The organism is Streptomyces sp. NPDC037100 (assembly GCF_055606225.1).
Map to the genome: position 1 here is coordinate 378,185 of NZ_JBVJSX010000008.1, position 25,715 is coordinate 403,899.

Genomic DNA, 25,715 nt, shown 5'->3' on the forward strand with positions numbered 1-25,715 from the left:
GGGCCAAGTGCCTGACCCGTGGCCAGGGTCAGCGGGCGTGCGGGGCGCGGTGCGGGGGCTGACTCGGGGCCGGGCGGTGGGTCAGCTCGGGAATCGGCCGGGAGACGGGGGCGTCCTCGCTCACCGTGAGCTCGGTGCCGTGGTGCCGGATGGTCAGGGGCAGGCCGGATTTCAGGGTGTAGGTGGCCTGGTCGGCGGTCAGTTCCACGCGCAGGCACCGGTCGAGGAAGCCCACCGTGAAGGCGAGCCGGCTGTACCGCTCGGGCAGGCGGGGCGCGAACCGCAGGGCGCCGTCGCTGCACCGCATGCCGCCGAACCCGGCGACCAGCGCCATCCAGGTGCCGGCCAGCGAGGCGATGTGCAGTCCGTCGCGCGTGTTGTGCTCCAGGTTGCCGAGGTCCATCAGCGCGGCCTCGGCCGTGTAGTGGCTCGCCAGGTCGAGGTGGCCGGACCGGGCGGCCATGACGGCCTGGACGCACGCGGACAGGGAGGAGTCGCGGACGGTCAGCGGCTCGTAGTAGGCGAAGTTGCGGGCGATCTGCTCCTCGTCGAAGTACTCCTCGAAGAACGCGCCGCAGGTGTACATCGCCAGCACCAGGTCGGCCTGCTTGATGACCTGCTTGCGGTACAGGTCGAAGTAGGGGAAGTGCAGCATCAGGGGGTACTGGTCCGGGCCGGTGCGCTCGAAGTCCCAGCGCTGGTAGCGGGTGAAGCCGGAGTGCTGCTCGTGCACGCCGAGTTCGTCGTTGTAGGGGACGTTCATGGCCTCGGCGGCGTCCCGCCAGGCGGCCCGCTCCTCCTCGTCGGCGCCGAGCCGCGCGGCCTCCTCGGGATGGCGCTTGCACGCGTCGGCGGCGGCCAGCAGGTTCGCCCGGGCCATGAGGTTGGTGTACGTGTTGTCGTCGGCGATGGCGCTGTACTCGTCCGGTCCGGTGACGCCGTCGATGTGGAAGACGCCCCGGTCGTCGTGGTGGCCGAGGGAGCGCCACAGGCGGGCGGTCTCCACCAGCAGCTCCACGCCGACCTCGCGTTCGAACGTCTCGTCGCCGGTGACGGCCACGTACCGCACCACGGCATCGGCGATGTCGGCGCCCACGTGGAAGGCCGCCGTGCCGGCCGGCCAGTACGCGGAGCCCTCCGAACCGTCGATGGTGCGCCAGGGGAACGCGGCACCGTGCAGGCCGAGTTGGGCGGCGCGTTCCCGGGCGGCGGGCAGCGTGTCGAGGCGCCAGCGCAGGGCCTCGGCGGCGGACTTCGGCGCGGTGTAGGTCAGCAGCGGGAGCACGAACGCCTCGGTGTCCCAGAAGGCGTGGCCGTCGTAGCCGGAGCCGGTGAGTCCCTTGGCGGGGATGGCCCGCTGTTCGGCCCGGGCACCTGCCTGGAGGACGTGGAAGAGGGCGAAGCGGACGGCCTGCTGGATCTCCTCGTCGCCGTCGATCTCGACGTCGGCACGCGCCCAGAAGTCGTCGAGGTAGGCCCGCTGCTCCTCCAGCAGCCCCTGCCAGCCGCTGTGCCCGGCGGCTGCCAGAGCCGCCTCCACCTGGTCGCTCATCGCCGGCCGGGAGCGGACGCCGGACCAGCCGTGCGCGACCAGCTTCTCCACGCGCAGCCGTTCCCCCGGCTCCAGCACGGAGGTGACGGTCAGCCGGGCCACGTCCACGTTGCTCTCGCTGCTCGTGGTGGTCTGTTCGGGTCCGGTGACGGTGTGGTCGGCGGCCACGGCGACCCTCAGGCCGCTGCGGCGGGTGCGGTGGACCAGCCGCAGCCTGCTGCCCTCGGCGAGGTCCTCCTCCGGCTCCAGCGGCGACTTCAGCGCCTTGGCCGCACGCGGGTCGCCGTCCGGCTCGGGCAGGCTCTCGTTGGCGACGAGTTCCGACTGGACGACCACGCGGGTCCGGCTGTCGACGGGCTCCACCTCGTACGCCACGGCGGCTATCGCCCGTTGGGTGAGGGACACCAGGCGGGTGGAGCGCACCCGGACGGTCGAGCCGGCCGGTGAGGTCCATTCGCAGACCCGCTCCAGGACGCCCCGCCGCAGGTCGAGGGTCCGCTCGTGGGTGACGAGCCGCCCGTAGCGCAGGTCGAACGGCTCGTCGTCGACGAGAAGCCGCAGCACCTTGCCGTTGGTGACGTTGATGGACGTCTGACCGGACTCGGGGTAGCCGTAACCGGCCTCGGCGTACGGCAGCGGGTGCAGTTCGTGGACGCCGTTGAGATAGGAGCCGGGCAGTCCGTGGGGTTCGCCCTCGTCGAGGTTGCCGCGCCAGCCGATGTGCCCGTTGGACAGGGCGAAGACGGACTCGCTCTGCGCCAGGACGTCGAGGTCGAGGTCCGTCTCGCGTACGGTCCAGGGCTCGACGTTGTACGCCCGCTGTGTGATCACTCGGTCTCCCCCAGTTCGGCGAGGTCCGTCACCACGATGTCGGCGCCGTGGCGGTACAGCGCGTCGGTCTGCCCGACCCGGTCGACTCCGACGACGTACCCGAAGCGGCCCGCTCGGCCCGCGTCCATGCCGGCCAGGGCGTCCTCGAAGACGGCCGCTTCGGAGGGCTGGACGCCGAGGTCCTCGGCGGCGGCCAGGAACGTGTCGGGGTGCGGCTTGCCGGGCAGCTTGCGCTCGGCGGCGACGACGCCGTCGATGCGGACGTCGAAGAAGTGCTCGGCGCCGATCGAGCGCAGCACGTCACGGCAGTTCGCGCTGGAGGAGACGATCGCGGTGCCGAGCCCGTGGGCGCGGACGGCCTCCAGATAGCGCAGGGTGCCGTCGTAGGCCTCGACGCCGTCGGTGCGGATCTTCTCGAGGACCAGCTCGTTCTTGCGGTTGCCGAGTCCGTGCACGGTCTCGGCTCCGGGTGGGTCGTCGGGGCCGCCGTCGGGCAGGTCGATGCCGCGTGAGGCGAGGAAGGTGCGCACCCCGTCGGCGCGTGGTCGCCCGTCGACGTACTCGTCGTAGTCCGCCGCGTCGAACGGCCGGAAGTCCGCGCCGTCGCGCTCGCGCAGGAAGGCGTCGAACATCTCCTTCCAGGCGGCCGCGTGCACGACGGCCGTCTTGGTGACGACGCCGTCGAGGTCGAACAGACAGGCATGGATGCTTTCGGGAAGTCCGAGCTGCGTCATACAGGACCGGTTCCCCCTGCGGAGTCGTTCCAGTGAGTGGCGCACGCCACACGCCGGGGGCGGCAGGAGTGCGCAGCTGTGGGCGCCGAGCCGGACTCGGATGCCGGGTCCCGACCCGGGGTGACACACTTTCCCGCGTGCCCCTCACCTTCGACGACCTCGTCCACCGCGCCCGTGCCCTCCCCCGGGGCGGCCGGCGCGCGCTCCTCGGCATCGCGGGCAGCCCCGGCGCGGGCAAGTCGACGCTCGCCGAGCACCTGGTGCGGGAGTTGAACGGCACCGGTGACCCCTGGGTCGCGCACGTCCCCATGGACGGCTTCCACCTCGCCGACGCCGAACTGGAGCGACTCGGCCGCCGGGACCGCAAGGGAGCGCCCGACACGTTCGACGCGGCCGGGTACGCGGCCCTGCTGCGGCGGCTGCGCGACGAGCCCGACGACGACGTCGTCTACGCGCCCGGCTTCGAACGCGTCCTGGAACAGCCGGTCGCGGGCGCGATCCCGGTTCCCCCGACGGCCCGGCTCGTCGTCACCGAGGGCAACTACCTGCTCCTGAACACCGGTTCCTGGCCCCGGGTGCGCCCGCTCCTCGACGAGGTGTGGTTCTGCGAGCTGCCCGAGCGGGAGCGCCTCCGCCGGTTGGTGGCTCGCCACGAGCGGTTCGGCAAGACGCACGAGGAGGCGGTGGCCTGGGTGGCATGCTCGGACGAGCGCAACGCCGAGCTGGTCGCGACGACCCGGGGGCGGGCGGACCTGGTGGTGCCGCAGTCGGCACTGCCGCGTGCGCAGGCCTGAACACGCTTCAGGCGTCCAGGCGTCGGCTCGGGTCCGCTTGGGCGTCGCCCGCCCCGGCCGAGGGGATGCGCGCGAGGATGCGCCGACGTCCTCGCCCATGACATGCACGGCGGGGTCGGCGGCCATGGCGCAGCGCGCGCGTGACGGCCGACGGCGCCGACGTCCCCCGCCGGCCCTCCGAGCGACGCCACCGCCCCACCGGGGGTACGGCGGACACGCGTCGCGGACGCGGTGGTCCGGGTATCCGGGGTTGTCCTCCGTGTACACCCGCCCGCCCGGGGACGGCCCTGGCGTGGGTCACCGGAGTCACCCGGCGGGTGCGGTCCGACGGGCGCGCAGTGCGACGGTCAGTGTGTGCGGGCCGAGTCCACCGATGTAGACACGGTTCCCGGTCGTCGCGTCGGTGCCGCCCACCACGGTGTAATCCTGCCCCGGGTCGTATTGGAGTACCTCGCTCCGGTCCGGCCCGGCCAGCGGTTCACCTGCCTGGACGTCGGCCTGGATCCGGATCTCGTCGGCACCGGCCCGGTAGGTCATCGGCCCGGTCGTCAGACACCAGCGGCTGTCGCCGATCGGTACGGCGCCCTCCGGCACGCCACCCGGCCGGAAGGTCAGTTCGAGGGCCCAGGGCACCCGTGGTCCGCTGATGTCGATGAGCAGATCGGCACCGTCCTCCCGCAGGTCGACCTCGACGCGGGTCGTGTGGGAGACCTCGTCCCGAGGCCGGTCGGGGAAGGCCATCGCGGCCGAGAAGCGTCCCTCGTCCGCCATCCGGTAGGCACCGTCGTCCCGGCGCCGGTCCGGCGGCAGCGGCCGGTAGTAGGCGGCCGTGAGGGTTTCGGTGAGCCGGTACCGGTGGTCGGCGGGCTGGTGCATGTCGGCGGCGCGGAACGGGCCCAGGTCGAAGAAGCCCCGCGAGAGGCGGACCGCGTCCAGGACCGCGTCACCGGCGAACAGGCGCAGGAAGGTGGGGTTGCAGGCGAGGCCCGAGCGGATACGCCGGTGCTCGGGCACGTCGGAGCCGCCGTACAGCACCGTGTGCGCGGTGGCCGAGGCGCGTGCGGCCAGGCGCGCGGTGGTGAGGTACCGGCCGCGTGGCAGGGTCTCCGCGGCCGGTGCCGGCAGCACGCGGCACAGGTCCGGGGTGAGGAGGGTCTGGGCGAGCAGGTCGGGGTCTTCGATGCCGCCGGCGGCCGCCAGCGTCGCCGCCCGGCTGAAGTCGCCCCGGCCGGTGCGGATCGCGAGCAGCCGGTAGTGCGGCAGGTAGGGCGCCAGCGGGAACGGGTGCTTCTGGTCCTGGCGACGCGAGTGGACCGTCTCCACCGTGCCGTCCGGCCTGATGAGGTCCAGGGTGGTGGTGAGATTGCGTTCGACGGCGTCCAGCAGGTCGGCGCGGCCGAGCACGTCGGCCAGCAGGAGCAGCGAAGGGTTGGAGACGTGAGCCGCGTAGTTGGCGCTCCGCTCCGAGTACAGGCCCTCCGCGTCGATGTCGACGCCCTCGGAGAGCCACTCCTCGACGCGGTCGAGGAGCCGGTCGTCGGGGAACGACCGGTGCAGCCGGGCCAGCGCGGCGCACAGCTCCCAGCGGTGGTTCGGGGTGTGCACCCCACCGGTCAGGAGACTGCCGGAGGCGGCGCGGGCGATCTCGGCGAGCGCGGCCGTGACGTCGCGCAGTTCCGGCCCTCCGTCGGCGGCCAGCACGTGCGCGTCGCAGACGTCGTTGACCGTGAACGCGGAGTCCGGCGGGGACTGCACGTTGTCGCCGCCGGCGAAGAGGCCGGTGGCCGTCTGCGCGGCCCGCAGTGAGCGGAGGTGGGTGGTCGCGGCGGCGATGGCCTGCCCGCTGCCGTGCAGTGCCGAGTCCGGGGACCGGTAGGCCGCGATCAGCGTTTTCACCCGGCGTGCCAGAGCGCGGTGGGCCACGCCGGCGGGTTCCTCGTCGGGGGCGGCCGCCAGCGGGGCGGCCGGCCGGTCGGCGGCGCCGGCCACCGCACGGACGAACTCGTGGTCGAGCGGCGTGGGCAAGGTCAGTCCTTCAGTCCGGCGTTGATGTCGGCGCCCATGACGTAGCGCTGGAAGACCAGGAAGATGGCGATCAGGGGGATCATGGAGATGACCGATGCGCCGAGCAGGACCGACCAGTTGATGTTCTGCGCGCCGACGATGCTCTGGATGCCGATCTGCACGGTGAACTTGTCGGGGTCGTTGAGCATCAGCAGCGGCCAGATGTAGTCGTTCCACCGCCACTGGAAGGACAGGATGGCGAGGGTCAGCATGATGGGCCGGGAGATCGGCACCATGATCCGCAGGAAGATCGACAGCTCGCGGGCGCCGTCGATGCGGGCGGCCTCCACGAGTTCGTCGGGAACCGTCAGGAAGAACTGACGGAACATGAAGCATCCGGTCGCGGTGAGCACGGCCGGGAGGATGATGCCGGCGAACGAGTTGTAGAGGCCGAGGTTGCGCACCACCAGGAACTCCGGGGCGAGCATGACCTCGGACGGCAGCATCGTGGTGGCCAGGATGCAGAGGAAGAAGACCTTGAGCCACTTGTTGTCGTACTTGGCCAGCGCGTACCCGGTGCAGCAGCTGACTCCCACCGTGAGGATCGTCGTGATCACGCACACGATGGCCGTGTTGATGAAGTACTGGGAGAAGTTGGCGCTGTCCCACGCCGCCTTGAATCCCGACAGGGTGGGGTTGTGCGGGACCAGCGTCAGCGGATAGGAGAACAGGTCACTGGACGGCTTGAGGGAACTGAGGATGAACCACAGCACCGGCAGACCGTACAGGCACGCCAGGATCCACAGCAGTGTCGTCGCGGGCACCGCCCGCCGGAGCCCGCCGCCGACCGCGTTGCGGGGCCGCTTCCTGGACACCGGCTGTTTGGCATCGGCATCGAGCGGGCGTGGCATGTCTGTGGTTGTCATCGGTTCTCCACCCGCCGGTTGACGATCAGCTGGACGATCGCGACGGCCATCAGGATGAGCATGAGCACGAACGACGCGGCGCTCGCGTAGCCGATCTGGCCCCGTTTGAAGCCGGTCTCGTAGATGTACTGGACCAGCAGGTTGTTCGAGGTTCCGGGTCCGCCGTTGTTGAGGGCGACGAACACCGGGTATTCCTTCATCGCGTTGATCGTGTTGAGCAGGATGACGATGAAGGAGGTGGGCGCGATGCTCGGCAGCGTGATGCTGACGAACTTGCGCCACGAACCGGCGCCGTCGAGCTCGGCCGCCTCGTAGTACGACACCGGGACGTTCTTGATCGCCGCGATGAACAGCAGCATCGTGAAACCCGTCCACGCCCAGGCTGCCGCCATCACCACCACCAGCAGCGACAGGTCCGCGTTCGACTGCCACGGAACGGCGTCGCCGCCGAGCTTCTCGATGACGTAGTTGACCAGTCCGAAGTTCTCACCGAACAGCCACCGCCACAGGACGCCGACGACGATGGGCGACAGCAGCCACGGGATGAAGAAGATGACGCGGGCGACCGACGAGCCCTTGGCGTGTTTGTTCACCACCAGGTGGGCGGCGAGCAGCGAGAGCGCGAAGTTCAGCGGGACGAAGAGGACGGTGTACAGCAGCGTCCGGGTGAGCGCGTCGTAGAACGTGGAGTCCCCGAACAGGTTGGAGTAGTTGTCCAGTCCGATGAACTGGAACACTCCCACTCCGGTGTAGTTCGTGAAGGAGTAGAGGAGCCCGATCACCGCCGGCCAGACGAAGAACAGCGCGAAGAGCACGACGTTGGCCGCGATGAGGACGAGCGGCGCAAGGGTGTACTTACTGCGTCTCCTGGGCGGGCTCGCGGACACGTCCGAGGCGCGTTTTGTCATCTTCCTGACTCCGTGCTGGTGGAAGGGATAGCAGGTGGGCTCACGCCATGAGCCCGGCAACAAGGGGCGCGTCCAGGGCCGGGCGGCGGTGTCTCACCCCACGCCGCCCGGCCCCCCAGGCCTACGATCCGCCGCCGACCTGCTGGTTGTAGCCGGCCACGATGTTCTCGAGAGCCTTGTCGGACGACTGCTGGCCGTTGATCGCCTTGCCGAGCTCCGTCTTGGTCGGGTCCTCGGTGAGGCTCTTGCCCTTCAGCACCCACTGCGTCTGCGCGTTGTTGAAGTAGCCGGAGATCGGGGCGTAGAGCGGGATCGACTCGTTGTACAGCTTGAACGCCGCCTGCGCCGCCTCGGAGGAGAAGGGGTACTTCGGGTTCAGACCGTTCTCGACCGGCAGGAATCCGGAGGACTCGCACAGCACGCGGTAGTGGTCCGGCTCGTAGACCCAGGACAGGAACTTCTGCGCGGCGGTGGCCGCGTCACCGTTGTTGTTGAAGCCGACCATCATGCCGCCGCTGTTGACGTCGCTGGCCTGCACCGGCTGGGCGGGAGTCGGGACGCTGGCCCAGTCGAACTTCTTGATGCTCTCGGAGAAGGCGGCGACCTGCCACACGCCGGACCAGTAGGCGACCACGTCACCGCTCTGGAACATGGCGGACGGGTCGGCGCCGCTGGTCCACACCGACTTCGGCATGGTCTTGTTGTCGTTCCACCCGACGAAGGTGTTCACGGCCTTCTTGGTCGCCGCGTCCACCGAGAACTTGCCGGAGGAGTCCGCGTGGACGTACTTCCCGCCCATCTCGTACACCATGGCGCGCAGCCGGGACGGCGACTGGTCGAAGGTCAGGGAGTACTTGGCGCCGGTCTTCTCGCGGACCTTGTTCGCCGCGGCGATGAATTCGGTCCAGCTCCAGGTCTTCTGGGGCGAGGTCGGGAAGGAGACGCCGGCCTTCTTGAACAGCGACTTGTTGATGAACAGCCCGGACGCGGTGACGTCCGAGGGGATGGACAGCACCTTCCCGGAGGAGTCCTTCGCCAGGAAGTTGGCGTTGATCTTGTTGCTCTTCTTGTTGGCGATGGAGCTGAGGTCGATCAGCTTGCTCGACCAGATCGGGTCCAGCGCCGGCACGGCCGCCACGTCGGGCAGGGAGTTCGCCTGGGCGGCGTTGTGCAGCTTCGTCGTGTAGCCGTCGTAGGGGATGTTGACGAGCTTGACGGTGACGCCGGTGTCCTTCTTGTACTGCGACACCATCTTCTTCCAGCCCGCGTCCTGCCCCGGAACCGTGGAGACCCAGAACGTCAGCGACTTGGACGTCCCGCCCGAGCCGGAATCCGACCCGCAGGCGGAGAGCAGAAGAGCACCTGCCGTGGCCACGGCAGCGAGGGGAACCACGCGGCGTATGCCGCCGCGGCCGAGTCGGCGGGAGCGCCGCACACCCACACTGATCATCTTCGATCCCTTTTCTTCGTAGCGGAAGAAGCACGGCGCCAGCCGAGGCGGCACGGGTGCATTTGCAGGAAATTTTCGCTTTCCGGGGGCACGGCCTCGCCCGGCCGCGTCGCCTTGACGGGTGGGGTCCCCGGCCATGACGGCCGGCGTCGCACAAGCACGCCCTCGTGCGGCTGCCGTACTTCGCGTACGGGCGGGAGGCTCACCCGGAGTCGGCGTCCCGGCCGACTCAGAAAGCGCTTGTCCGGACATTGGCACGACGAGTCGGAAGCCGTCAATCCTTCGCCCCGGCGACCTCGGTCACGGTTTGGACTCCTCGGGAAACCGCGAGCCTGGCGGCACCCACGACGGTACCGAGATCGCCGACCGTGCTGCTGACGACTTCGGTGGGCCAGCTCAGCCGGGCGAGTTCGGCCCGGACACCGTGCAGGAGCTGCGGGTACGCGCCGGTGCTGCCCCCCAGTACGACCAGCCCCGGGTCCAGCACCGCGGTCACGGCGGCGGCCAGCCGGCCCACGTCCACGGCATGGCGGTCGACCACGGCGCGGGCGGCGGCGCGGCCCTGTCCGGCGAGGGCGAAGAGCTCCTCGGCGGTGCGGGGGCACGGTCCGTCGCTGTCCGGCCAGGCCTCGGCAGCGCGCCGCAGCAGCGAGCGCGAACCGATGTACTCCTCCAGGGCTTCGTGGCGGGGCTCGCGGCCGTCGTCCCACGGGTAGGGAATCCGGGCCAGCTCACCGGCGGCGCCGTTCGCCCCGCGCAGCACCTGGCCGCCGATGACGACGCCGAGGCCGATACCGACGCCGATCCGCAGGTAGCCGAAGATGTTCCGGCCCCGGGCGGCGCCTTCGTGCAGCTCGGCGAGGGCGGCGCAGTTGACGTTGTTCTCCAGGTGGACGGGGACGCCCGGCGGCAGCGCGACGGCCACGGCGTCGAAGAGGGGACCGGCCTTGGCGGTCGCCGGACGCATACCGGTGCCCTCCTTGCGCGGCGCGGTGACGTCACCGACGGCGACGACGATGGTCCTCAGCGGGGCGTCGGCGGGCAGCGCGTCGAGCGCCTCGCGCACGACGCCGGCGGCGCCCTCCCGGGGCCCGGTGGCCTCGGCGAGCAGTGTGCCGTCCAGGGCGCAGCCGCGGACCCTGGTGAGGGCGGGGCCGAGGTCGATGGCGAGCACGGCCCCCGCGGCCGGCCCGAGACGGTAGACGGCGGCGTTGCGCCCGGTGCCGCTGGAGGCGGTGCCGGAGTGGGCGGCGAGCCGGACGCTCTCCAGTTCCGCGACGGCGGAGGACACCGTCGGTTTGGACAGGCCCGCGAGGCTCGCGAGCTGGGGCCGGGTCGCACGGCCGGCCCCGGCCAGCACGGCGAACACCGCGCCCGCGCTCTCGGTCAGGCGGGGGGCTCTTGCCAGGTCTTGTTCCAACAGTTACCCCACACAGGTCATGGGCCGCTCTCCCCGGGGCGGTCGGCTTCGCGAACGGCTCCCTGGATGCGGCGATGGGATTCCTCTTGACGCACTGTACTTCGTTAGTTAACTTCCTAACGAACGTCACGGTACTCGCCTGCCATGACTCCGCCAGAGGCCCGTCCCGGGGCTTCCAGAGTTCTCGACTGCCCTTCTCTCAGGCACGGTTCGCCCGCCGTCGCAGCACTGCGCACCGACGAAAGAGGATCCGTGCAGGACTCCGACCTCGCCAGCTCTCTCGTGCTCGGCATCGACGTGGGCGGCACCAAGACGCACCTCCGAGCCCTAGCGGGGGGCCACCGCGTCGTCGATCACGTCCGTTCGAGCGCCGGCTGGCGGCCGCACGACCCCGCGGCCGCGGCCGGCTGGCTGACCGGCCTGGTCCGCGAGACCCTGCCGGCCGACGCCCGGCCCTCGGCTCTCGCCGTGGGCGCGCACGCCTGCGAGACGCCCCGCCAGTGCGCGCGGATCCGCGCCGCTCTGGAGCGTGCCTTCGGCGTGCCGGCGCTGGTCGTGGGCGACGCGGAGCTCCTCGTCCCCGCCGCCGGTCTGGACAAGGGTGTCGGCTTGGTCGCCGGCACCGGGTCCGTCGCCGTCGGGCGGCTGCCCGACGGCACCACGGTGCAGGTGGGCGGCTGGGGCGCCGTGCTCGGCGACGAGGGCGGCGCCGCCGGTCTCGTCCGGGAGGCAGCCCGTGCCGCCTGGGCGGCGCACGACCGGGGCGAGGAACCCGACGAGCTGGCGCTGGGCCTCGTGGCCTCGCTGGGCGTGCCGGAGGTACCGGCGCTGGGCGCGGCCCTGGAGAGTGCCACCGACGTGTCCGCCGAGTGGGGCCGGCACGCTCCCGTCGTCTTCACGGCCGCCGAGGCGGGCTCGACGCTCGCCCGTGCCGTGATCGCCGAGGCGGGCCGCTCCCTCGCCGCACTCGTCGCCCGTCTCGCCGCGCGCGGGGCCGTCGTCGACGACGTGGTGGTCGCGGGCGGCACCGTGCTGTCCCAGCCCGCGCTCTACGACGCCTTCACCGTGGCCCTCGCCGACACCGTGCCGGCGGCCCGTACCAGGCCGCTGCGAGAGCCGCCGGTCGAGGGCGCGGTGGCACTGGCACGCTCGCTGCTGTGACGCGCCGGGGCACGGGGCCCCCTCGTTCACCCGCGGGACATGTCCCGGCCGCAGCACCCTCGCCGACGGGACACGACCCGGCCGTAGTTCTTCGCTCGTAGCACCACCTGACGCACGGGGCACTCAACTCCCCGTCGCATCAGGCACGTCCGCACGACCGCACCCGGCCGCAGGGCCGCAGAACTGAAGAGAGGCACCCCCATGCCGTCATCCGCCGGGCACCACTCCCCCACCCTGAACCGGAGGGGTTTCCTCAGAACCTCCCTGGGCGGCTCGGCCGCGCTGGTCGCCGCGCCGGCCTTCGTCGGGTGGCTGGGCGCCGCGGACGCCAAGGCAGCCACCGCTCCCGCCGCGTTCGTCGACGACTACAAGACCAACGTCCTGGCGAACCAGACCCCCGAGACCAACGCGGTCGTCCGGGCCCTGGGGGGCTTCGCCCAGGTATGGAAGACCGGCGGCGCCTGGAACACCGGCACCCCCCTCATGCCGGACGTCCTGCGCGCCAACGTGCGCTACTGCGAGCGGATCACCACCGAACGCACCGACGCGGAGGCGAAGCAGGCCTTCGTCGTCGACCGCCAGCACCAGAGCTACGCCATGATCGACGGACTCGGCCCGCTCGCCCCGCTCTACAAGACGGGGGCCAAGGCGGTCACGTCGATCACCAGCGCCCCGGACGGCACACCACCGGCCAAGATCGACGACGCCGTGCCCGCCGGCGCCCCGGCGGGCTCCGCGCTGGGCGCCGGCTCGTACGACTCCGAACTGGGCCAGGTGGCCCGGCTGGTGGACACCCTGCGTGGCAACTGGGCTTCCGGCAACCCCGCCAAGTTCGCCTATCTGTACCCGCGGCCGTGGCGGATGAACGAGGACAGCGAGGTCGTCGACACCGGCAGGAAGGACGAGTTCGGCTTCCCGGTGTACGAGTCGAAGGTCGTGGTCGCCCCGCAGCTGCTGCGCCAGCGCAGCGACAAGCCGGCCGAGGACGGCGGTTTCCCCAGCGGCCACACCAACGCCCTGCACCTGGCCTCGTTGGCCTACGCGTACGCGGTTCCCGAGCGTTTCCAGGAGCTGGTGACGCGCGCCCTGGAACTCGCCCACACCCGGATCGTCGCCGGCATGCACTCCCCCGTCGATGTGCTCGGCGGCCGGATCATGGCCACCGCGCTGGCCGCCGCCACCCTGGCGGACCCGGCCAACTCCGGGCTCAAGGCGGCGGCCCGCGCCCAGGCCCTGGCCTACTTCACGGAGAAGACCGGTACGACGGCCGACACCCTGTACACGTACGCGCACTCCGCGGACACCGGCACCGACCCCTACGCCGACCGGGAGGCCAACTCCCGTGCGGTCCGGCCCCGGCTGACGTACATCCTGCCCCGCCGGGGCCGTAAGGACCCGCTCGCGGTACCGAAGGGTGCGGAGGTGCTGCTGGAGACGCGGCTGCCGTACCTGACCGCGGCCCAGCGGCGCGAGGTGCTGCGGACGACCGCGCTGCCGTCGGGGTACGTCCTGCTGGACGGCTTCGAACAGTGGGGCCGGCTCAACCTGTTCGCCGCGGCGGACGGTTACGGCGCCTTCGAGCGGGACGTCATCGTGACGCTGGACGCGACGGCCGGGGGCTTCCACGCGGCCGACAGCTGGCGCAACGACATCGAGGGCGACGGCGGTCTGACCAAGCGGGGTTCGGGCACGCTCACCCTCACGGGCCACAACTGCTACCACGGCGGAACCACCGTCGAGGCCGGCACCCTGGTCGCCGCCTCGCCGGGCGCCCTCGGCGAGGGCGACGTGCACGTCACCGGCGGCACGCTCCGCGCGGACAAGGTCGCGCGGGTACGCGGCTCGTACGTCCAGGAGGGCGAGTCGACGCTGGAGCTGCCGCTGCGCGGGAGCCACGGCCCGGCCCTGACCGTGAGCCGACGGGTTCTGCTGGGCCGCGGCAGCGTGCTGTCCCTGCGGCTCGACGCCGAGCGGCCGCCGGTCGCCGGGACGACCGTTCCCGTCCTGACGGCTTCGCAGCTGCGCGGCCGGTTCGACCGTGTCGAGCTGGACTCGACGTCCCTGCGGGCCGTGCCGGTGTACACGGCTGACGGCCTGTCGGTGCGACTCGTGAGGCGGTAGCGCTTTCTTCGGCGGGGGCCGATGCACAGTGGGTCCATGAGGGACCTCCGGATCGCTCCCGCCGTTCGCGGCCCGTGTCGCTGTCGCCCCCGGCCGGCACCACGCCAGGGCCGGGCAGACGGTGGCCGGTGCCCCTCCTCGTGGCCGTGCTGCTCGCCCAGATGGCCTTCGCGATGGTCACGACCGCCGTACAGCAGACCCCGACCATCGACGAACCGGTGTACGTCGGCACGGCCGCCGAGTACGTGCACGAGCACCGGCTGCGGCACAACCCCGAGCATCCGCCGCTCGGCAAGCTGGTCATCGGAGCGGGGGTCGCCCTCGCGGATCCGCACGTCGATGCCGCCTTCGCCGGGGACCAGGGGCGGTCCGGCCGCGATCTGCTGTACGGGTCGGGCAACGACCCCTGGCGTTTGATGCTGTGGGCGCGCCTTCCGATGATCGCGCTGACCCTGTCGTTCGGGCTGGTGGTGTTCGCCTTCGCCCGTGAACTGGCCGGTCCCGTCGCGGGATCGGCCGCTCTAGCGCTGTACTGCTTCTCCCCCGACGTCATCGCCCACGGCTCGCTCGCCACCCTCGACGTGCCGGCCGCCGGGTTCGCGCTGACCTCGGCGTGGCTGGTGTGGCGGGCGCGCCGGAAACCGCGGCTGTACGTGCCGCTCGCGGGGATCGCCCTCGGCGCGGCACTGGCCACGAAGATGAGCACGTTGCCCGCCGTGCCGGTGGTGATGGTGCTGGCCGCGGTGTCCGTGCGGCGGGCGTCCGGGGGCAGCCGGCGCCGGGCCGTGGTGGCGGCGTCAGGTGTGGCCCTGATCGCGGTCGCCGTCGTGTGGGTCACCTATCTGATGGTCGATCCGCGGCTGCGCTGGGTTCCCGAGCAGCATGTGCCGGTGGTGCACGGGCTGCGGGGGCTGCTGGTGGAGCTGATGCCGTTCCCGGAGGCCTACCGGGACGGGATGCGCGTGCAGTTCGGACTGGAGAACCGGCCCTGGCAGGGGTTCCTGTTCGGGCGGCTCTACGACGGCTCGCTCTGGTACTACCTGCCGGCCGCGCTGCTGGTGAAGACGCCGCTGGGGATGCTCGCGCTGTGGGCCGGGGGTGCCGCGGCCGTCGTGGGAGTCCGGCGGCTGCGGCCTGCCGCACCCTATGTGCTGGCCGTTCCCCTGGTGCTGCTGGCGGCTGCCATGCAGGGGGCGCGGGACTTCGGGACCCGGTACGCCGTGTTCCTGCCGCTGTTCTTCGCGGTGGCGGCGGGGTGTGTGCTGGAGGTACGGCGGCGGTGGGTTTCCGTCGGGGTGGCGGTACTGGTCGCGTTCGTCGCGGTGAGTTCGGTGCGGGCGTACCCCTGCTATCTGCCGTACTCCAACGAGGCGTTCGGCGGGCCGGGCCGGACCCGGGAGTGGTTGCACGACTCGAACGTGGACTGGGGGCAGGACCTCGGGCGGCTCGCGGACCGGCTGCGGGAGCGGTATCCGGGTGAGCGGGTGTGGCTCGTGTACAAGGGCGGTGGAGTGCCGTCCGCCTACGGCATCGAGGCGTCGGATCCCCGACGGGTGCCGGTCCGTGACGTGCGGGGACTGCTGGCCGTGTCGGACTCGGCGGCCGCGAAGGCCACGGGGCGGCTGGCCGAGTTGATCGGCGGCAGCCGCCCCGTCGACGACGTCGGGCACTCGATCACGCTGTATCGCCGCTGAGTGCCGTGGCACGCACGGGTCAGTGGGTCGCGTAGAAGAACCCGTCCGCGCTCACGTGCTGCATGACCCTGCTGGCCACCCGGTAGCGGCCGTTGGGCACTTCGGGGCACCTCGCCACGTGGACCGCCAGCGGGCCGGCGAACTCGTAGCCGCGGCCTTCCGCGTGGCGGGCCAGGCTGTCGGTGAGGGCCTGGCCCACGTCGGTGCCGGTGCGGGTCAGATGGTCGTGCACGTCGTCGGGGAGTTCCACGTCGTAGGCGTTGGGGACCATGACGCGGCCCTCACGGCACACGACGGCGTTGTCGTCGCACTCGCGCCGCAGGGCGTCGAGGACCTCGACCGGTTCCTTGTCGAGGAGCCGCGCCCACAGCGCGTCCCAGCGGTTCTCCAGGGTCTGTTCCAGCGCACTCAGCGCGCCCATGCCGTCTCTCCTGCCGGAAGCGTCGTCGGTTGGTCGGGGGGTGCCGGGGGGTCGCCCCTAGCGGTCGTCGAAGTCGTCGGGGCGCACCTCGGCCTCCTCCAGGGCCTCGCGCATCGTGCGGCCGGTGGCGCCCGGCGGGCGCGTGCGGTCGTCGTGCTGTTCCAGCAGTTCGTCGGTGGTCTCCGTCTTGGGCCGGTTCTCCTCGGGGACGGTCATGACGTCGGCTCCTCTCTTCGGTCGCGTGCGGCGGCGGGTTCCCGCCCGGCGTACGGGTAACCCCCTGCCGGGCAGCTCATGCTGTCCGGAGAAGCCCTGGTCACCATGTGCGTGAGCTATGTTGAACGTCCGTGGGAGACGAAGGAGGCGCACCGGTGCCATCGCCGCAGCAGGCACGCGCACAGGCATCCGCGATCACCTCGGGGAAGGCCGCCCCCGAAGCGGAGGTCTCCCCGTCCGCCCAGCTCAGGGCGCTCTTCGACCGTCCCCGGCTGTCCCCGGGGCAGCGGCGCATCGCGCAGTACCTGATCGAGCACATCACCGAGGCGGCGTTCCTTTCGATCACGGATCTCGCGGACAGGGTCGGCGTCAGCCAGCCCTCGGTGACGCGGTTCGCCTCGGCGGTCGGCTTCAGCGGATATCCCGCGCTGCGGGAGAAGCTGCAGTCGATCGCGCTGGGCACCCTCGCGGTCGGCCCGGCCGAGGAGATACGGGGCAACGAACTGCAGGCGGCGGTCGACGCCGAGATCGAGAACCTGGAGAACCTGCGGCGGGACCTGGCCGACCCCGACGTGGTCATCGACGTCGGCCGCAAGTTCTCGTCGTCGGCCCCCCTGACGGTCCTCGGGCTGCGCATCTCCGTCTCGCTCGCCGAGTACTTCGCCTACGCCGCCCGCCGGATCCACCCGGACGTACGCCTCGTGACGCGGGGCGGCAGCGTCGCCTACGACGCGCTGCTGCAGTCGCGTGAGGCAGGTGGGACATGGGTGCTGGCCTTCTCCATGCCCCGGCATGCCCAGGAGACCCTGACGGCCGTGCGGGTCGCGCGGGGCGCCGGGCTCAAGGTCGCCCTGATCACCGATCTGGCGCTCGGGCCGCTCGCGGACGAGGCCGACGTCGTCTTCGCCATCGGGACGGGGTCTCGGCTGGTGTTCGACTCCTACGCGGCCCCTGGTGTGATGTGCTCGGCACTGCTGCAGGCCATGACGGACGCGGATCCGGAGCGGACGCAGGCGCGGCTGGAGGAGTACGAGCAGGTCGCCGACCAGCACCAGTTCTTCCTCAGGGACTGAGCGGGCGCCCGGCGGATCCCACGAGGACACCGATCCGCAACAAAGCACGCATGAATGTTTTCATGCTCCTTGCAAACCGGATGGCATATATAAATACTGCTCACGGATCGCGACCCGGCCGGTTCCGGATCCGTTCCGCACCCGTGGAGCCGGGTCCTACCCACTCCGGGTCCCGGGTGTTCGTGGCAGCCCCGGTCATCCCCTAGGCCGGGGCCGCCACGACCCGTCGTCCACCCTTACGACGCCGCACACCCGGAAGCGATGATCATGCAACTGACGACCACGCGCATCAGCCCCGACTGGCCCTGCCAGGTCAAGACGCCGGGGAGCCACGACTGGGAGCGCTCGGCGGCCAAGTGGCTGCGCGAACTGGTACCCACGCGTTACGCCGGCTACCCCGTGTTCATCCGCCACCCCGTCCTCCTCGCCCGGCACGCCCACATCCAGGTCCAGAACGAGATCCGGGTCGCCCGAACCGCCCTGCAGACCGCCCGGGCCGACCTGCCCGGGCTGGGCCTGCACGAGGGGGTCATCGAGCACACGATCAAGCTGTACGCGGCCGAGGTCATGCAGCTGCAGCACATCGCGCGCAGCGTCCGGGCGGTCACCCAGGCCCTGGTGGAGGCGAACCGCCAGCCGTGAGCCGGGCATGACCGGCGGCTCACGTGGCACACGTAGGGGAATGAGCACCACGAAAGCCCGGCGCGGTGAGCCGGTGACCACGGTCCTGACCTGGCAGGTGCGCCCTGGCCGGGAGCGGCGGTTCGAGGAGTGGACGCACGGCATCACCCGCTGCGCGCGACAGTTCCCCGGCAACGAGGGCGTCTCCTGGCTGACCCCCGAGGACGGCCACCGCTACCACGCGGTGCTGCGCTGGTCCGATCAGCACCGGCTCGCCGCCTGGCTGGAGTCCGAGGAGCGTGCGCGCTGGCACCGGCGGATCGACGACGTCGCCACCGAGGTCAGCAGCGAACGCCAGTCGACGAGCGGGATGGAGACCTGGTTCAGCCTGCCGGGCACCACCGTGCAGGCTCCGCCCCGCTGGAAGATGGTCCTCACCACCTTCCTCGGCGCCTACCCCTTCACCCTGCTCATCCAGTGGCTGGTGACACCGCACACGACCGGCTGGCCGCTGCCCCTTCGGGCCGCCGTCTTCCCGCTGGTGCTGCTGCCCCTTCTGACGTACCTGGTGATGCCGCGGCTCAGCCGGCTGCTACGGCTGTGGCTGTATCCGCACGACGGCAATTGATCTGTTCTCCGCGGGGCTGATGTGGCCCATGAGGCCATGGGGGCCGACGAGTAGTTCGTGCGCACGAGGCGGTCTGCGAATCGGGCCAGATGTGCGATGCTCGACGCGTGACGAGCGAGCCCGTGACGCCGGCGCAGCCCGGTGCCGCACCGGACCTGGTCGAACTGGCCAAGATCGTCGCCCGGCAGCGAGCCGAGCTGGACCGGTTGCGCGACCAGGCGGCCACCTCGGCTGTCGTGGAACGGGCCAAGGGCGCCGTGATGGCGCTGACCGGCTGTTCCGCGGACGCGGCGGGCGAGCAGCTGCTCCAGCGGGCCAAGTCCGCCCGTCACACCCTGCTGGAGGAGTGCTGGATCACCCTCGGCACGCTCGCGCCGATGCCCCGCGGAGCGGGCACGGACGGCGAGTCCTACGACAGCGAGGCTCCCGGCCGGTCAGGTGCCCTGGAGGACTCGGGCGCGCCGGACGACGTCGCCGCCGCCCTGGCCCGCCTCGGCCAGGCCCTCGTTCGGGTGACGACACCGCACGACCTCGCCCGGTGTCTGCTGGAGCATCTGGGCCCCGACATGGCGGCGGACGCCGTCCTGATCTACGCCCGCAGGCCCGACGGCGGCCTGGGGCTGATCGGGCACGCGGGGATCGACGACAAACTGGCGGCCCAGTGGTGCCAGGTGCCGCCGCTGAGCGGAATGGCGGCGCTGGACGCGCTGCGGGCGGGCGAGCCGCGCTGGCTGGAGGACTTCGCCGCGGACGAGCGGCGCTACCTGCTCATCGGGGACCCTCCCGACCGGTGGCGCTCGCGGGCCTGGCTGCCCGTGCTCGCCGCGGGCTCCGCCGAGGTCTGCATCGGTGTGCTGCGCGGCCGTGCCGGGGCGTTCACCCCACGCGACCGCGCCCATCTGCGGGGCGTCACCCGGCTGTGTGCCGGCCGGCTGCGCGCCTTCGAGATCCCGCCCGAGCGCGACGCCGACGCCGCCATGGACGCGGTGCAGGCGCTGTTCGAGGCGCTGCCGGTGGCGGCCATGCTGCTCACGCCGCTGCGGACCGCGACGGGCGAGACCGAGGACTTCCGGGTGGAGGCCGCGACCGCCCAGGTGGGTGACCTGCTGGGCCGGGCCGGTGAGGAACCGGCCGGGCGGCGGCTGCTGGAGCTGCGGCCGGCCCTGGTGACGGAGCCGCTGTGGCGGGGCTGTCTGCAGGTGCTGGCCACCGGGACGGCGTACGAGGGCGAGCCGTTCGCGCACGAGGAGGTCGTGGCGGGCGTCGCCGAGCTGTCCGTGTACGCGGCACGGGTGGCGCCGCTGGGCGACGCCCTCGTCGTCTCGTGGATCCGGCACGGCTCCTCCGACCGGCAGGAACAGCGGCTGGCGGACCTGCAGCGGCTGGGCAATCTCGGCTGGGCGAACTGGAACCTGGCCACGCAGGAGGCGTCCTGGTCGACGCAAGTGTTCTCCCTCGTCGGCCGGGACCCGGCGCACGGTCCGGTGCGTCTGGCCGAGGTGCCGGAACTCGCGCTGCCCGAGGACACGCCCGCGCTGACGCGCGCGGTCGATGAACTCGTCCATGACGGGCGGCCGTTCGATGTGCCGTTCCGGATCCGGACGAGCGGCGGCATCCGGCATCTGCGGCTGGTGGCGGAAGCGGTGCCCGACCGGCACGGCACACCCGTGGAGGTGCATGGCTTCGTACAGGACATGACCGCCCGGCGGCGGGCGGAGCTGGCCCTGGTCGAGAGCGAGCGGGCGATCCTGACGCAGCACGACGTCCTGCAGGCCGAGCGGACCCTGGCCACCCGGCTCCAGCACGCGCTGCTGCCGATGTCCAACCGGCCCGTGCATCTGGCCGGATTGCGCGTCGAGGTCGCCTATCTGCCGGCCCAGTCGGGTGTGCACGTGGGCGGTGACTGGTTCAGTGCCATCGAACTGCCCGACGGGGACGCACTGCTGGTGGTCGGCGATGTCGCCGGGCACGGGGTCGACGCCGTGGCCACGATGGCCCAGCTCCGGTTCACCGCGAAGGGCATGGTCATCACGGGCTCGTCCCTGACCGGTGCGCTCGCCCGGCTGAACACGCTGCTGCTGCACTCACGCGACTCCCGCACGACAGCCACGATGGTGCTGGCCCGCTACGAGCCGCGTCGCCGGCGCCTGGTCTGGGCCCAGGCGGGGCATCCCCCGCCGCTGCTGCTGCGTGACGGCGAGGCGCAGTACCTGCGCCGCCCCGGCGGCATGCTGCTCGGGGCGGCCACCAGGCCGGTGTACCAGGAGGCGGAGTGCCGTCTCGATCCGGGCGACCGGCTCATCCTGTACACCGACGGTCTGGTCGAGCACCCTCCGGACAGCATCGACCGAGGGCTGGAGCAGCTCGCCGAGGCGGTGGCGGGGCCGCACGGCGACGGGCCCGGATCGCTGGGTCCGTTGCTCGCGCGGATGCTGCCCGACGTGCGGCGGGACGACGTGTGCGTGGTGGACGTCCGGGTCCCTGGCGTCCAGGACCGGTAGGGCACGCCCGCCTCACGAGTCCCCGCGGTGGCGCCAGTACCACCACAGGCCCACGAGCAGGGCCAGCAGGAACAGGGCGGGCAGCACCAGGCCGGGGATGCGGGAGCCGTTCATGGGCGTGGCCTTCGGTTCGCGGCGGTTCGGGCGTCTCGTGCGTCGCCCAGGCCCATGGTGCAGCCGCATGGTCGTGCAGTTCCGCTGCTTTTCCCAGCCGTTGCCCGGCGTTCGACGAAACAGGGAGCGTCGTCAGTCGACCGGGTGGCCCGGGTCGATGGTGACGGCGTCGGACAGGCGCAGCAGCGGCCCGTCGTCCTCCTGGTCGCCGCCCCACTCGACCGGGTCGAGGACGAAGCCGATGTGGTCGCCGCCGCCCGCGCGCGTCACGATCCGGCCGACGAACCAGGCCGGCGCGTCCTGCAGGACCAGGGCCCCGCCGTACGCCTCCCGCAGGGGGACGTCCTGGAACTTGTCGGTCCGGTCGCCGGTGTGCCCGCCGAACAGCTCGGCGAGGGCGTGCTGTTCGCGGTCGAGCAGGTGCACGGCGAGGACCTCCGCGTTCCGGGCCACCCGGAAGGTGTGGTTGAGCTCGGACAGCCACACCACGAACCGCACGGGCCGCAGCGAGCACTGTGAGGCGAACCCGACCAGGCAGCCCGCCCGTTCACCCCCCGCGGCGGCCGTGACCACGTACATCTCGGGGTTCAGCCGGTCGATGAACTCGTCCATGCCGGCCATGGTCACACATCAGCCCGTGCCCGCCGGGGTGCGGGACTCCAGGGCCGCCCGGGTGTCGTTGCCGTAGACGCCGGTCTCGTCGCCGCGGATGCCGTACCAGAGCTGGAAGCGGGCGACCGCCGCGGTGAGGGTGGGGTCGTATCGACCGCTGGTGGAGCCGTCCCGGTAGACGTCCGGGATGCGCAGGAGGCGTTGCTGGAGTTCGGTCACCTCCGGGCCGGATGCTCCCTCGCGCAGTGTGCCGACGCCGTCCGGGTCCACGGGTGCGGCGGCGGGCGGGGTGGGCGAGGGCGTGGGTGTGGGTGTGGGGGTGGGTGTAGGTGTGGGGGTGGGGTCAGGGGTGGAGGCGGCGGACCGGGGTGGCCCGGGCGCGGGCGCCGCGCTGTCGTCGGTGTGGTCGCCGCGGAGCAGGAGCGCACCGCCGAAGCCGATCACCGCGGCCGCGAGGACGGCCACCGCGACGGCGGCGCGGCGCAGCCCGGCTCCCGGGGGCACGGCGTCCGTGCGCCGGCGCATCTCGCGGGCGACGGGCGGGATTTCCTGGGTCAGGGCCTCGGAGCCGGCCGGCGGTCCGGGCAGCGCGACGGACTCGTAGCCGCCGGGTTCCTGACCGGTCTCCCGCCGGAACTCCCGCATCAGTTCGGCGAGCGCGTCGGTGCGGCGGGGCCGCAGGACGCGGATGGGTTCGAGGGCCGGGCCGTCCTGCGGCGGCCTGGGCTCGGACGGTGTCGACACGTTGTTCTCCTTCGTCCGGGCCCGTGGCGCCCGTCTTCGAGGATCGTCCGACGTTGGATACGCGGCCGCCGCGGCCGGGGTTCAGCGGCCGGTCACGACCGATGGTCAGAGCACTCAGTACCTCCAGGCGAGTGCACCGAGTGCCATGTCCCTTCCGGGTGCTACGTTCGCGCCCATGAGCTCCGAGAAAGCCGAGGCGGGCACCGGGAAGCCGCCCATGCGGGACGCCTTGGTGGCGGCGGCCTTCCAGCTGTTCCTGGAGCGGGGGTACGAGCAGACCACCGTCGACGACATCGTCGCCCTCGCCGGAGTCGGACGGCGCTCGTTCTTCCGCTACTTCCCCTCCAAGGAGGACGTGGTCTTCCCGGACCACGAGCGCTGCCTGGCCGACATGACGGCCTTCCTGGCGGACGGCTCCGACGACGACGAACCCGTGGGGCGGGTCTGCGACGCGGCCCGGCTCGTGCTGCGCATGTACGCCGAGAACCCGACCTTCTCCGTGCAGCGCTACCGCCTCACCAAGCAGGTCCCGGGGCTGCGCGCCTACGAACTGTCGGTGGTGTGGCGCTACGAGCGGGCCCTCGCCGCGTACCTGCGCCGGCGCTTCGCCGCCTGCCGGGACGGCACCCTGCGGGCCGACGTGATCGCGGCGGCGGTGGTCGCGGCGCACAACAACGCGCTGCGCTCCTGGCTGCGTTCGGACGGGCAGGGCGAGGCGAGCGCGGCGGTCGACCGCGCGCTGGCCTATGTGCAGTCGGCGTTCGGAGGCGTACCGGTGCCGCCCGCAGTGGAGCAGCCGGAGGACGTGGTGGTCGTCGTGTCGCGGCGCGGGGCACCGCTGTGGCGGGTCGTGCAGGAGATCGAGACGACGCTGGGGCGGGGCTGAGCTCCGCACATTGAGGGTACGGAGTGCCTTTACGAGTGGCACTGAGTGCCATACTCTGTGCTGCGTGCACGGTGGCACGGCGAGCCGCGCACCCGTGTGCGCGAGTGATCGCGTACGCGGATTCCGGCCGAGTGCAGGGAGTTGACCAGCGTGTATCACTCAGGAAGCGTCACTCAGCAGGCAGCCGGCTCCGCGACGGGTCTGCTCGACCCGAGGGGCCAGGACTCCGAGGCCATCCTCTACCAGCGCTGCACCTGGTGCGGCACGGCCATGTACCACCGGTTGCTCTGTCCGGTCTGCCGGGGCAGCGAGCTGCGCACGGAGCGGGCCGAGGGCACGGGCACGGTGCGCCACTCCACCGTGGTGCACCGCAACACCCCCGCGGCGCGCAACGTCTCCCTGATCGAGATGGCCGAGGGCTTCGTGGTGCGCGGCCGGGTGATGGGCCCGCCGATCGGCATCCACAGCGGTGACCGGGTGCGGCTGTCCACGGCCAAGGACCCGGTACGGGGCGAGCCGGTCTTCCAGCTCCTGGACGAGCCGTACCGGGCCTGGAGCTGACGCTCCCTCAGCCGGCGAGCAGTACGTCGGCGTGCACCGGCCGGCCCCGTCCCGGAGCTCCGGTCGGCCGCCTGCCCTCCCCTGCCAGGGGGCTGCGGCCTCAGGGGTGTGCCGAGCGGAAGCCTGACGGCCGTCAGAGGGTGATGCGGATCCCCACGGTGCCGTCCACGCCCCGACGCAACCTGCTGCCGAGCAGGGTGAGCCGGCCCGTCAGACCGTACTTGCGGGCGATCAGCTGCCGGTAGCGGGCGGTGGTGACGGGGTCGCAGATCTCCGCCGTCGCGGGCACCTGGTCGCCGGTGGGATTGCCACGCAGGTCGCAGGGGCCGACCAGTACGTCGGCCCGGTTGCGGATGCGCTTCACCTTCCAGGAGTCGGCGGGCGTCCACACGCCGAGCGCCGCACCGTCGCGCACCACCCAGACCGGGGTGGCGACCGGTGTGCCGCTCCTGCGGTAGCTGGTGATCAGCAGGTATTTTCCCGCGCCGAGTGCGTCCAGCGTCGTGTCGTCCATGGCGGGCAGTGTACGAGCGTGTCCCGACGCTCAGCGGAGCGCCGCCGCCATTGTGCGCACCGCCTCCGTGAGCACCTCTTGCGAGGTCGCCAGGTTGAGGCGGGCATGGCCGGCGCCGCCCGCGCCGAAGGGGCGGCCGGAGCTGAGGGCGACCCTGCCGTGGCGCAGGAAGACGTCGGCCGGGTCGTCGCCGAGTCCCAGGGCGCGGCAGTCGAGCCACGCCAGATAGGTGGCGTCGCCCGGCCGGTAACGGATCGCCGGCAGGTGCTCGGCCAGCAGGTCCGCGAGCAGCCACCGGTTGGCGTCGAGGCCGGCCAGCAGGGCGTCCAGCCAGGTGACGCCGTCGCGCAGGGCGGCGGTGTGGGCGATGACGGCGACGTGGCTGGGGCCGTGCCCCACCTCCTCGGGCATCCGCTCAAGGTCCGCGGCGGCCCCGGGCCCGGCGATCGCGAGGGCGGCCTTGAGCCCGGGCAGGTTCCAGCCCTTCGAGGCGGACATCAGCGACAGGCCCCGCTCGGCGCCCGGCACACTCAGATACGGCACGAAGCCGGCGTCTCCGAGCGTGAGCGGGGAGTGGATCTCGTCGGCGACGACGCGCACGCCGTACCGCTCGGCGAGGGCGGCGACGGCGGACAGCTCCTCGGAGGTGTGCACGGCGCCGGTCGGATTGTGGGGGCTGCACAGCAGGTAGGCGGCCCGTCTCCGGTCCGTCACGGCCCGCTGGAAGGTCTCCTCCAGGACGTCGAGGTCCAGACGCCCGTCCGCCCCGAGCGGGGCCTCGGCCACCCGGCGGTCCATGTGCTCCACGAACAGGTAGAACGGCGGGTACACGGGCGAGTTCACGACCACGGTGTCGCCGGGGCCGGTGACCAGTTTGAGCATCTCGACGACACCCAGCATGACGTCGGGCACGAGCGCGGTGCGCTCCACGGCGAGCCCGTCCCAGCCCCACCGCTTCCCGGCGAAGTCCGCCAGGGCCTGCGCGTAGCCGGTACCGGCCGGGTAGCCGGTGTCGCCGAGGTGGAGCGCGTCGGTGACGGCGCGCACGACGCACTTCGCGAGCGGCACGTCCATCTCGGCCACCCACAGCGGCAGCACGTCCTCGGGGTGGGTGCGCCACTTCATGCTCGTGCGCTGCCGGAGGCGGGGGAGGGTGAGGGCTTCCAGGGGATTCGGTTCACCGGACGACTCGTGCGGGATCCTGGTCATGGGCACACGATAGGGGGCTG

General features: G+C 72.0%; 23 protein-coding genes. 10 read left to right on the forward strand and 13 right to left on the reverse strand.

Features of this window, described 5'->3' with window-relative positions:
- Positions 1-28 precede the first annotated feature (28 nt).
- The gene (locus ACZ7EG_RS26745) at positions 29-2,383 is read right to left on the reverse strand and encodes a glycoside hydrolase family 65 protein (protein WP_471083838.1); all 2,355 of its coding nucleotides are present in this window, start codon (positions 2,381-2,383) and stop codon (positions 29-31) included.
- Complete coding sequence (locus tag ACZ7EG_RS26750) at positions 2,380-3,117, reverse strand: beta-phosphoglucomutase family hydrolase (RefSeq protein ID WP_471083841.1); 738 nt, start codon at positions 3,115-3,117, stop codon at positions 2,380-2,382. Before ACZ7EG_RS26750 ends, ACZ7EG_RS26745 begins: the two co-directional genes overlap by 4 nt.
- A 137-nt stretch (positions 3,118-3,254) precedes the next feature.
- Between ACZ7EG_RS26750 and ACZ7EG_RS26755 the strand changes: the two genes are divergently transcribed.
- The gene (locus tag ACZ7EG_RS26755) at positions 3,255-3,911 is read left to right on the forward strand and encodes a nucleoside/nucleotide kinase family protein (protein WP_471083844.1); all 657 of its coding nucleotides are present in this window, start codon (positions 3,255-3,257) and stop codon (positions 3,909-3,911) included.
- A 306-nt stretch (positions 3,912-4,217) separates the two neighbouring features.
- Here ACZ7EG_RS26755 and ACZ7EG_RS26760 read toward each other — a convergent pair whose 3' ends face one another.
- From ACZ7EG_RS26760 to ACZ7EG_RS26780, 5 genes are all read right to left on the reverse strand, one after another.
- On the reverse strand, positions 4,218-5,936 hold the full coding sequence (locus ACZ7EG_RS26760; protein ID WP_471083847.1) for a hypothetical protein: 1,719 nt from the start codon (positions 5,934-5,936) through the stop codon (positions 4,218-4,220).
- Between the two features lie 2 nt (positions 5,937-5,938).
- The gene (locus ACZ7EG_RS26765) at positions 5,939-6,841 is read right to left on the reverse strand and encodes a carbohydrate ABC transporter permease (RefSeq protein ID WP_471083850.1); all 903 of its coding nucleotides are present in this window, start codon (positions 6,839-6,841) and stop codon (positions 5,939-5,941) included.
- The gene (locus ACZ7EG_RS26770) at positions 6,838-7,749 is read right to left on the reverse strand and encodes a carbohydrate ABC transporter permease (RefSeq protein WP_471083852.1); all 912 of its coding nucleotides are present in this window, start codon (positions 7,747-7,749) and stop codon (positions 6,838-6,840) included. Before ACZ7EG_RS26770 ends, ACZ7EG_RS26765 begins: the two co-directional genes overlap by 4 nt.
- Before the next feature lie 121 nt (positions 7,750-7,870).
- A complete protein-coding gene (locus ACZ7EG_RS26775) occupies positions 7,871-9,199 on the reverse strand; it encodes an extracellular solute-binding protein (RefSeq protein ID WP_471083855.1) in 1,329 nt (442 codons plus the stop codon).
- A 274-nt stretch (positions 9,200-9,473) separates the two neighbouring features.
- A complete protein-coding gene (locus ACZ7EG_RS26780) occupies positions 9,474-10,619 on the reverse strand; it encodes an ROK family protein (RefSeq protein ID WP_471083858.1) in 1,146 nt (381 codons plus the stop codon).
- Positions 10,620-10,871: 252 nt separating this feature from the next.
- Between ACZ7EG_RS26780 and ACZ7EG_RS26785 the strand changes: the two genes are divergently transcribed.
- From ACZ7EG_RS26785 to ACZ7EG_RS26795, 3 genes are all read left to right on the forward strand, one after another.
- On the forward strand, positions 10,872-11,780 hold the full coding sequence (locus ACZ7EG_RS26785) for an N-acetylglucosamine kinase (protein ID WP_471083861.1): 909 nt from the start codon (positions 10,872-10,874) through the stop codon (positions 11,778-11,780).
- A 201-nt stretch (positions 11,781-11,981) separates the two neighbouring features.
- Positions 11,982-13,901, forward strand: a complete 1,920-nt coding sequence (locus tag ACZ7EG_RS26790) for a phosphatase PAP2 family protein (RefSeq protein ID WP_471083864.1) — start codon at positions 11,982-11,984, stop codon at positions 13,899-13,901.
- A 161-nt stretch (positions 13,902-14,062) separates the two neighbouring features.
- Positions 14,063-15,595, forward strand: a complete 1,533-nt coding sequence (locus tag ACZ7EG_RS26795) for an ArnT family glycosyltransferase (RefSeq protein WP_471083977.1) — start codon at positions 14,063-14,065, stop codon at positions 15,593-15,595.
- A gap of 19 nt (positions 15,596-15,614) precedes the next feature.
- Here ACZ7EG_RS26795 and ACZ7EG_RS26800 read toward each other — a convergent pair whose 3' ends face one another.
- Together ACZ7EG_RS26800 and ACZ7EG_RS26805 are read right to left on the reverse strand one after the other, a co-directional pair.
- Positions 15,615-16,016, reverse strand: coding sequence for a DUF3662 domain-containing protein (locus tag ACZ7EG_RS26800; protein ID WP_471083867.1), 402 nt, complete (start codon positions 16,014-16,016; stop codon positions 15,615-15,617).
- A gap of 57 nt (positions 16,017-16,073) precedes the next feature.
- On the reverse strand, positions 16,074-16,232 hold the full coding sequence (locus ACZ7EG_RS26805; protein ID WP_471083870.1) for a hypothetical protein: 159 nt from the start codon (positions 16,230-16,232) through the stop codon (positions 16,074-16,076).
- A 155-nt stretch (positions 16,233-16,387) separates the two neighbouring features.
- On the opposite strand from ACZ7EG_RS26805, the gene ACZ7EG_RS26810 reads away from it, so the two are divergent.
- From ACZ7EG_RS26810 to ACZ7EG_RS26825, 4 genes are all read left to right on the forward strand, one after another.
- Positions 16,388-17,305, forward strand: coding sequence for a MurR/RpiR family transcriptional regulator (locus tag ACZ7EG_RS26810; protein WP_471083873.1), 918 nt, complete (start codon positions 16,388-16,390; stop codon positions 17,303-17,305).
- A 261-nt stretch (positions 17,306-17,566) separates the two neighbouring features.
- The gene (locus ACZ7EG_RS26815; RefSeq protein ID WP_471083876.1) at positions 17,567-17,947 is read left to right on the forward strand and encodes a hypothetical protein; all 381 of its coding nucleotides are present in this window, start codon (positions 17,567-17,569) and stop codon (positions 17,945-17,947) included.
- Between the two features lie 40 nt (positions 17,948-17,987).
- Entirely contained in the window at positions 17,988-18,554 is a 567-nt protein-coding gene (locus ACZ7EG_RS26820) for an antibiotic biosynthesis monooxygenase (protein WP_471083879.1), read from the forward strand.
- Positions 18,555-18,643: 89 nt separating this feature from the next.
- Entirely contained in the window at positions 18,644-21,055 is a 2,412-nt protein-coding gene (locus tag ACZ7EG_RS26825; RefSeq protein WP_471083882.1) for a SpoIIE family protein phosphatase, read from the forward strand.
- Positions 21,056-21,301: 246 nt separating this feature from the next.
- On the opposite strand, the gene ACZ7EG_RS26830 is transcribed toward ACZ7EG_RS26825, so the two are convergent.
- Positions 21,302-21,790: a flavin reductase family protein gene (locus ACZ7EG_RS26830; protein ID WP_471083885.1), complete on the reverse strand. Its 489-nt coding sequence runs from the start codon at positions 21,788-21,790 to the stop codon at positions 21,302-21,304.
- A 9-nt stretch (positions 21,791-21,799) separates the two neighbouring features.
- Positions 21,800-22,525 carry a peptidoglycan-binding domain-containing protein gene (locus ACZ7EG_RS26835; RefSeq protein ID WP_471083888.1) on the reverse strand — a complete coding sequence of 242 codons (726 nt, stop codon included), beginning with the start codon at positions 22,523-22,525 and terminating at the stop codon, positions 21,800-21,802.
- A 217-nt stretch (positions 22,526-22,742) separates the two neighbouring features.
- On the opposite strand from ACZ7EG_RS26835, the gene ACZ7EG_RS26840 reads away from it, so the two are divergent.
- Both ACZ7EG_RS26840 and ACZ7EG_RS26845 read left to right on the forward strand, forming a co-directional pair.
- A complete protein-coding gene (locus ACZ7EG_RS26840; RefSeq protein WP_471083979.1) occupies positions 22,743-23,411 on the forward strand; it encodes a TetR family transcriptional regulator in 669 nt (222 codons plus the stop codon).
- A 150-nt stretch (positions 23,412-23,561) separates the two neighbouring features.
- Positions 23,562-23,972, forward strand: coding sequence for a Zn-ribbon domain-containing OB-fold protein (locus ACZ7EG_RS26845; protein WP_351630145.1), 411 nt, complete (start codon positions 23,562-23,564; stop codon positions 23,970-23,972).
- Positions 23,973-24,105: 133 nt separating this feature from the next.
- Here the strand turns inward: ACZ7EG_RS26845 and ACZ7EG_RS26850 are convergent, their stop codons facing one another.
- Positions 24,106-24,486 carry a PPOX class F420-dependent oxidoreductase gene (locus ACZ7EG_RS26850; RefSeq protein ID WP_471083892.1) on the reverse strand — a complete coding sequence of 127 codons (381 nt, stop codon included), beginning with the start codon at positions 24,484-24,486 and terminating at the stop codon, positions 24,106-24,108.
- Between the two features lie 30 nt (positions 24,487-24,516).
- Positions 24,517-25,695, reverse strand: a complete 1,179-nt coding sequence (locus tag ACZ7EG_RS26855; protein WP_471083895.1) for a MalY/PatB family protein — start codon at positions 25,693-25,695, stop codon at positions 24,517-24,519.
- Positions 25,696-25,715 lie beyond the last annotated feature (20 nt).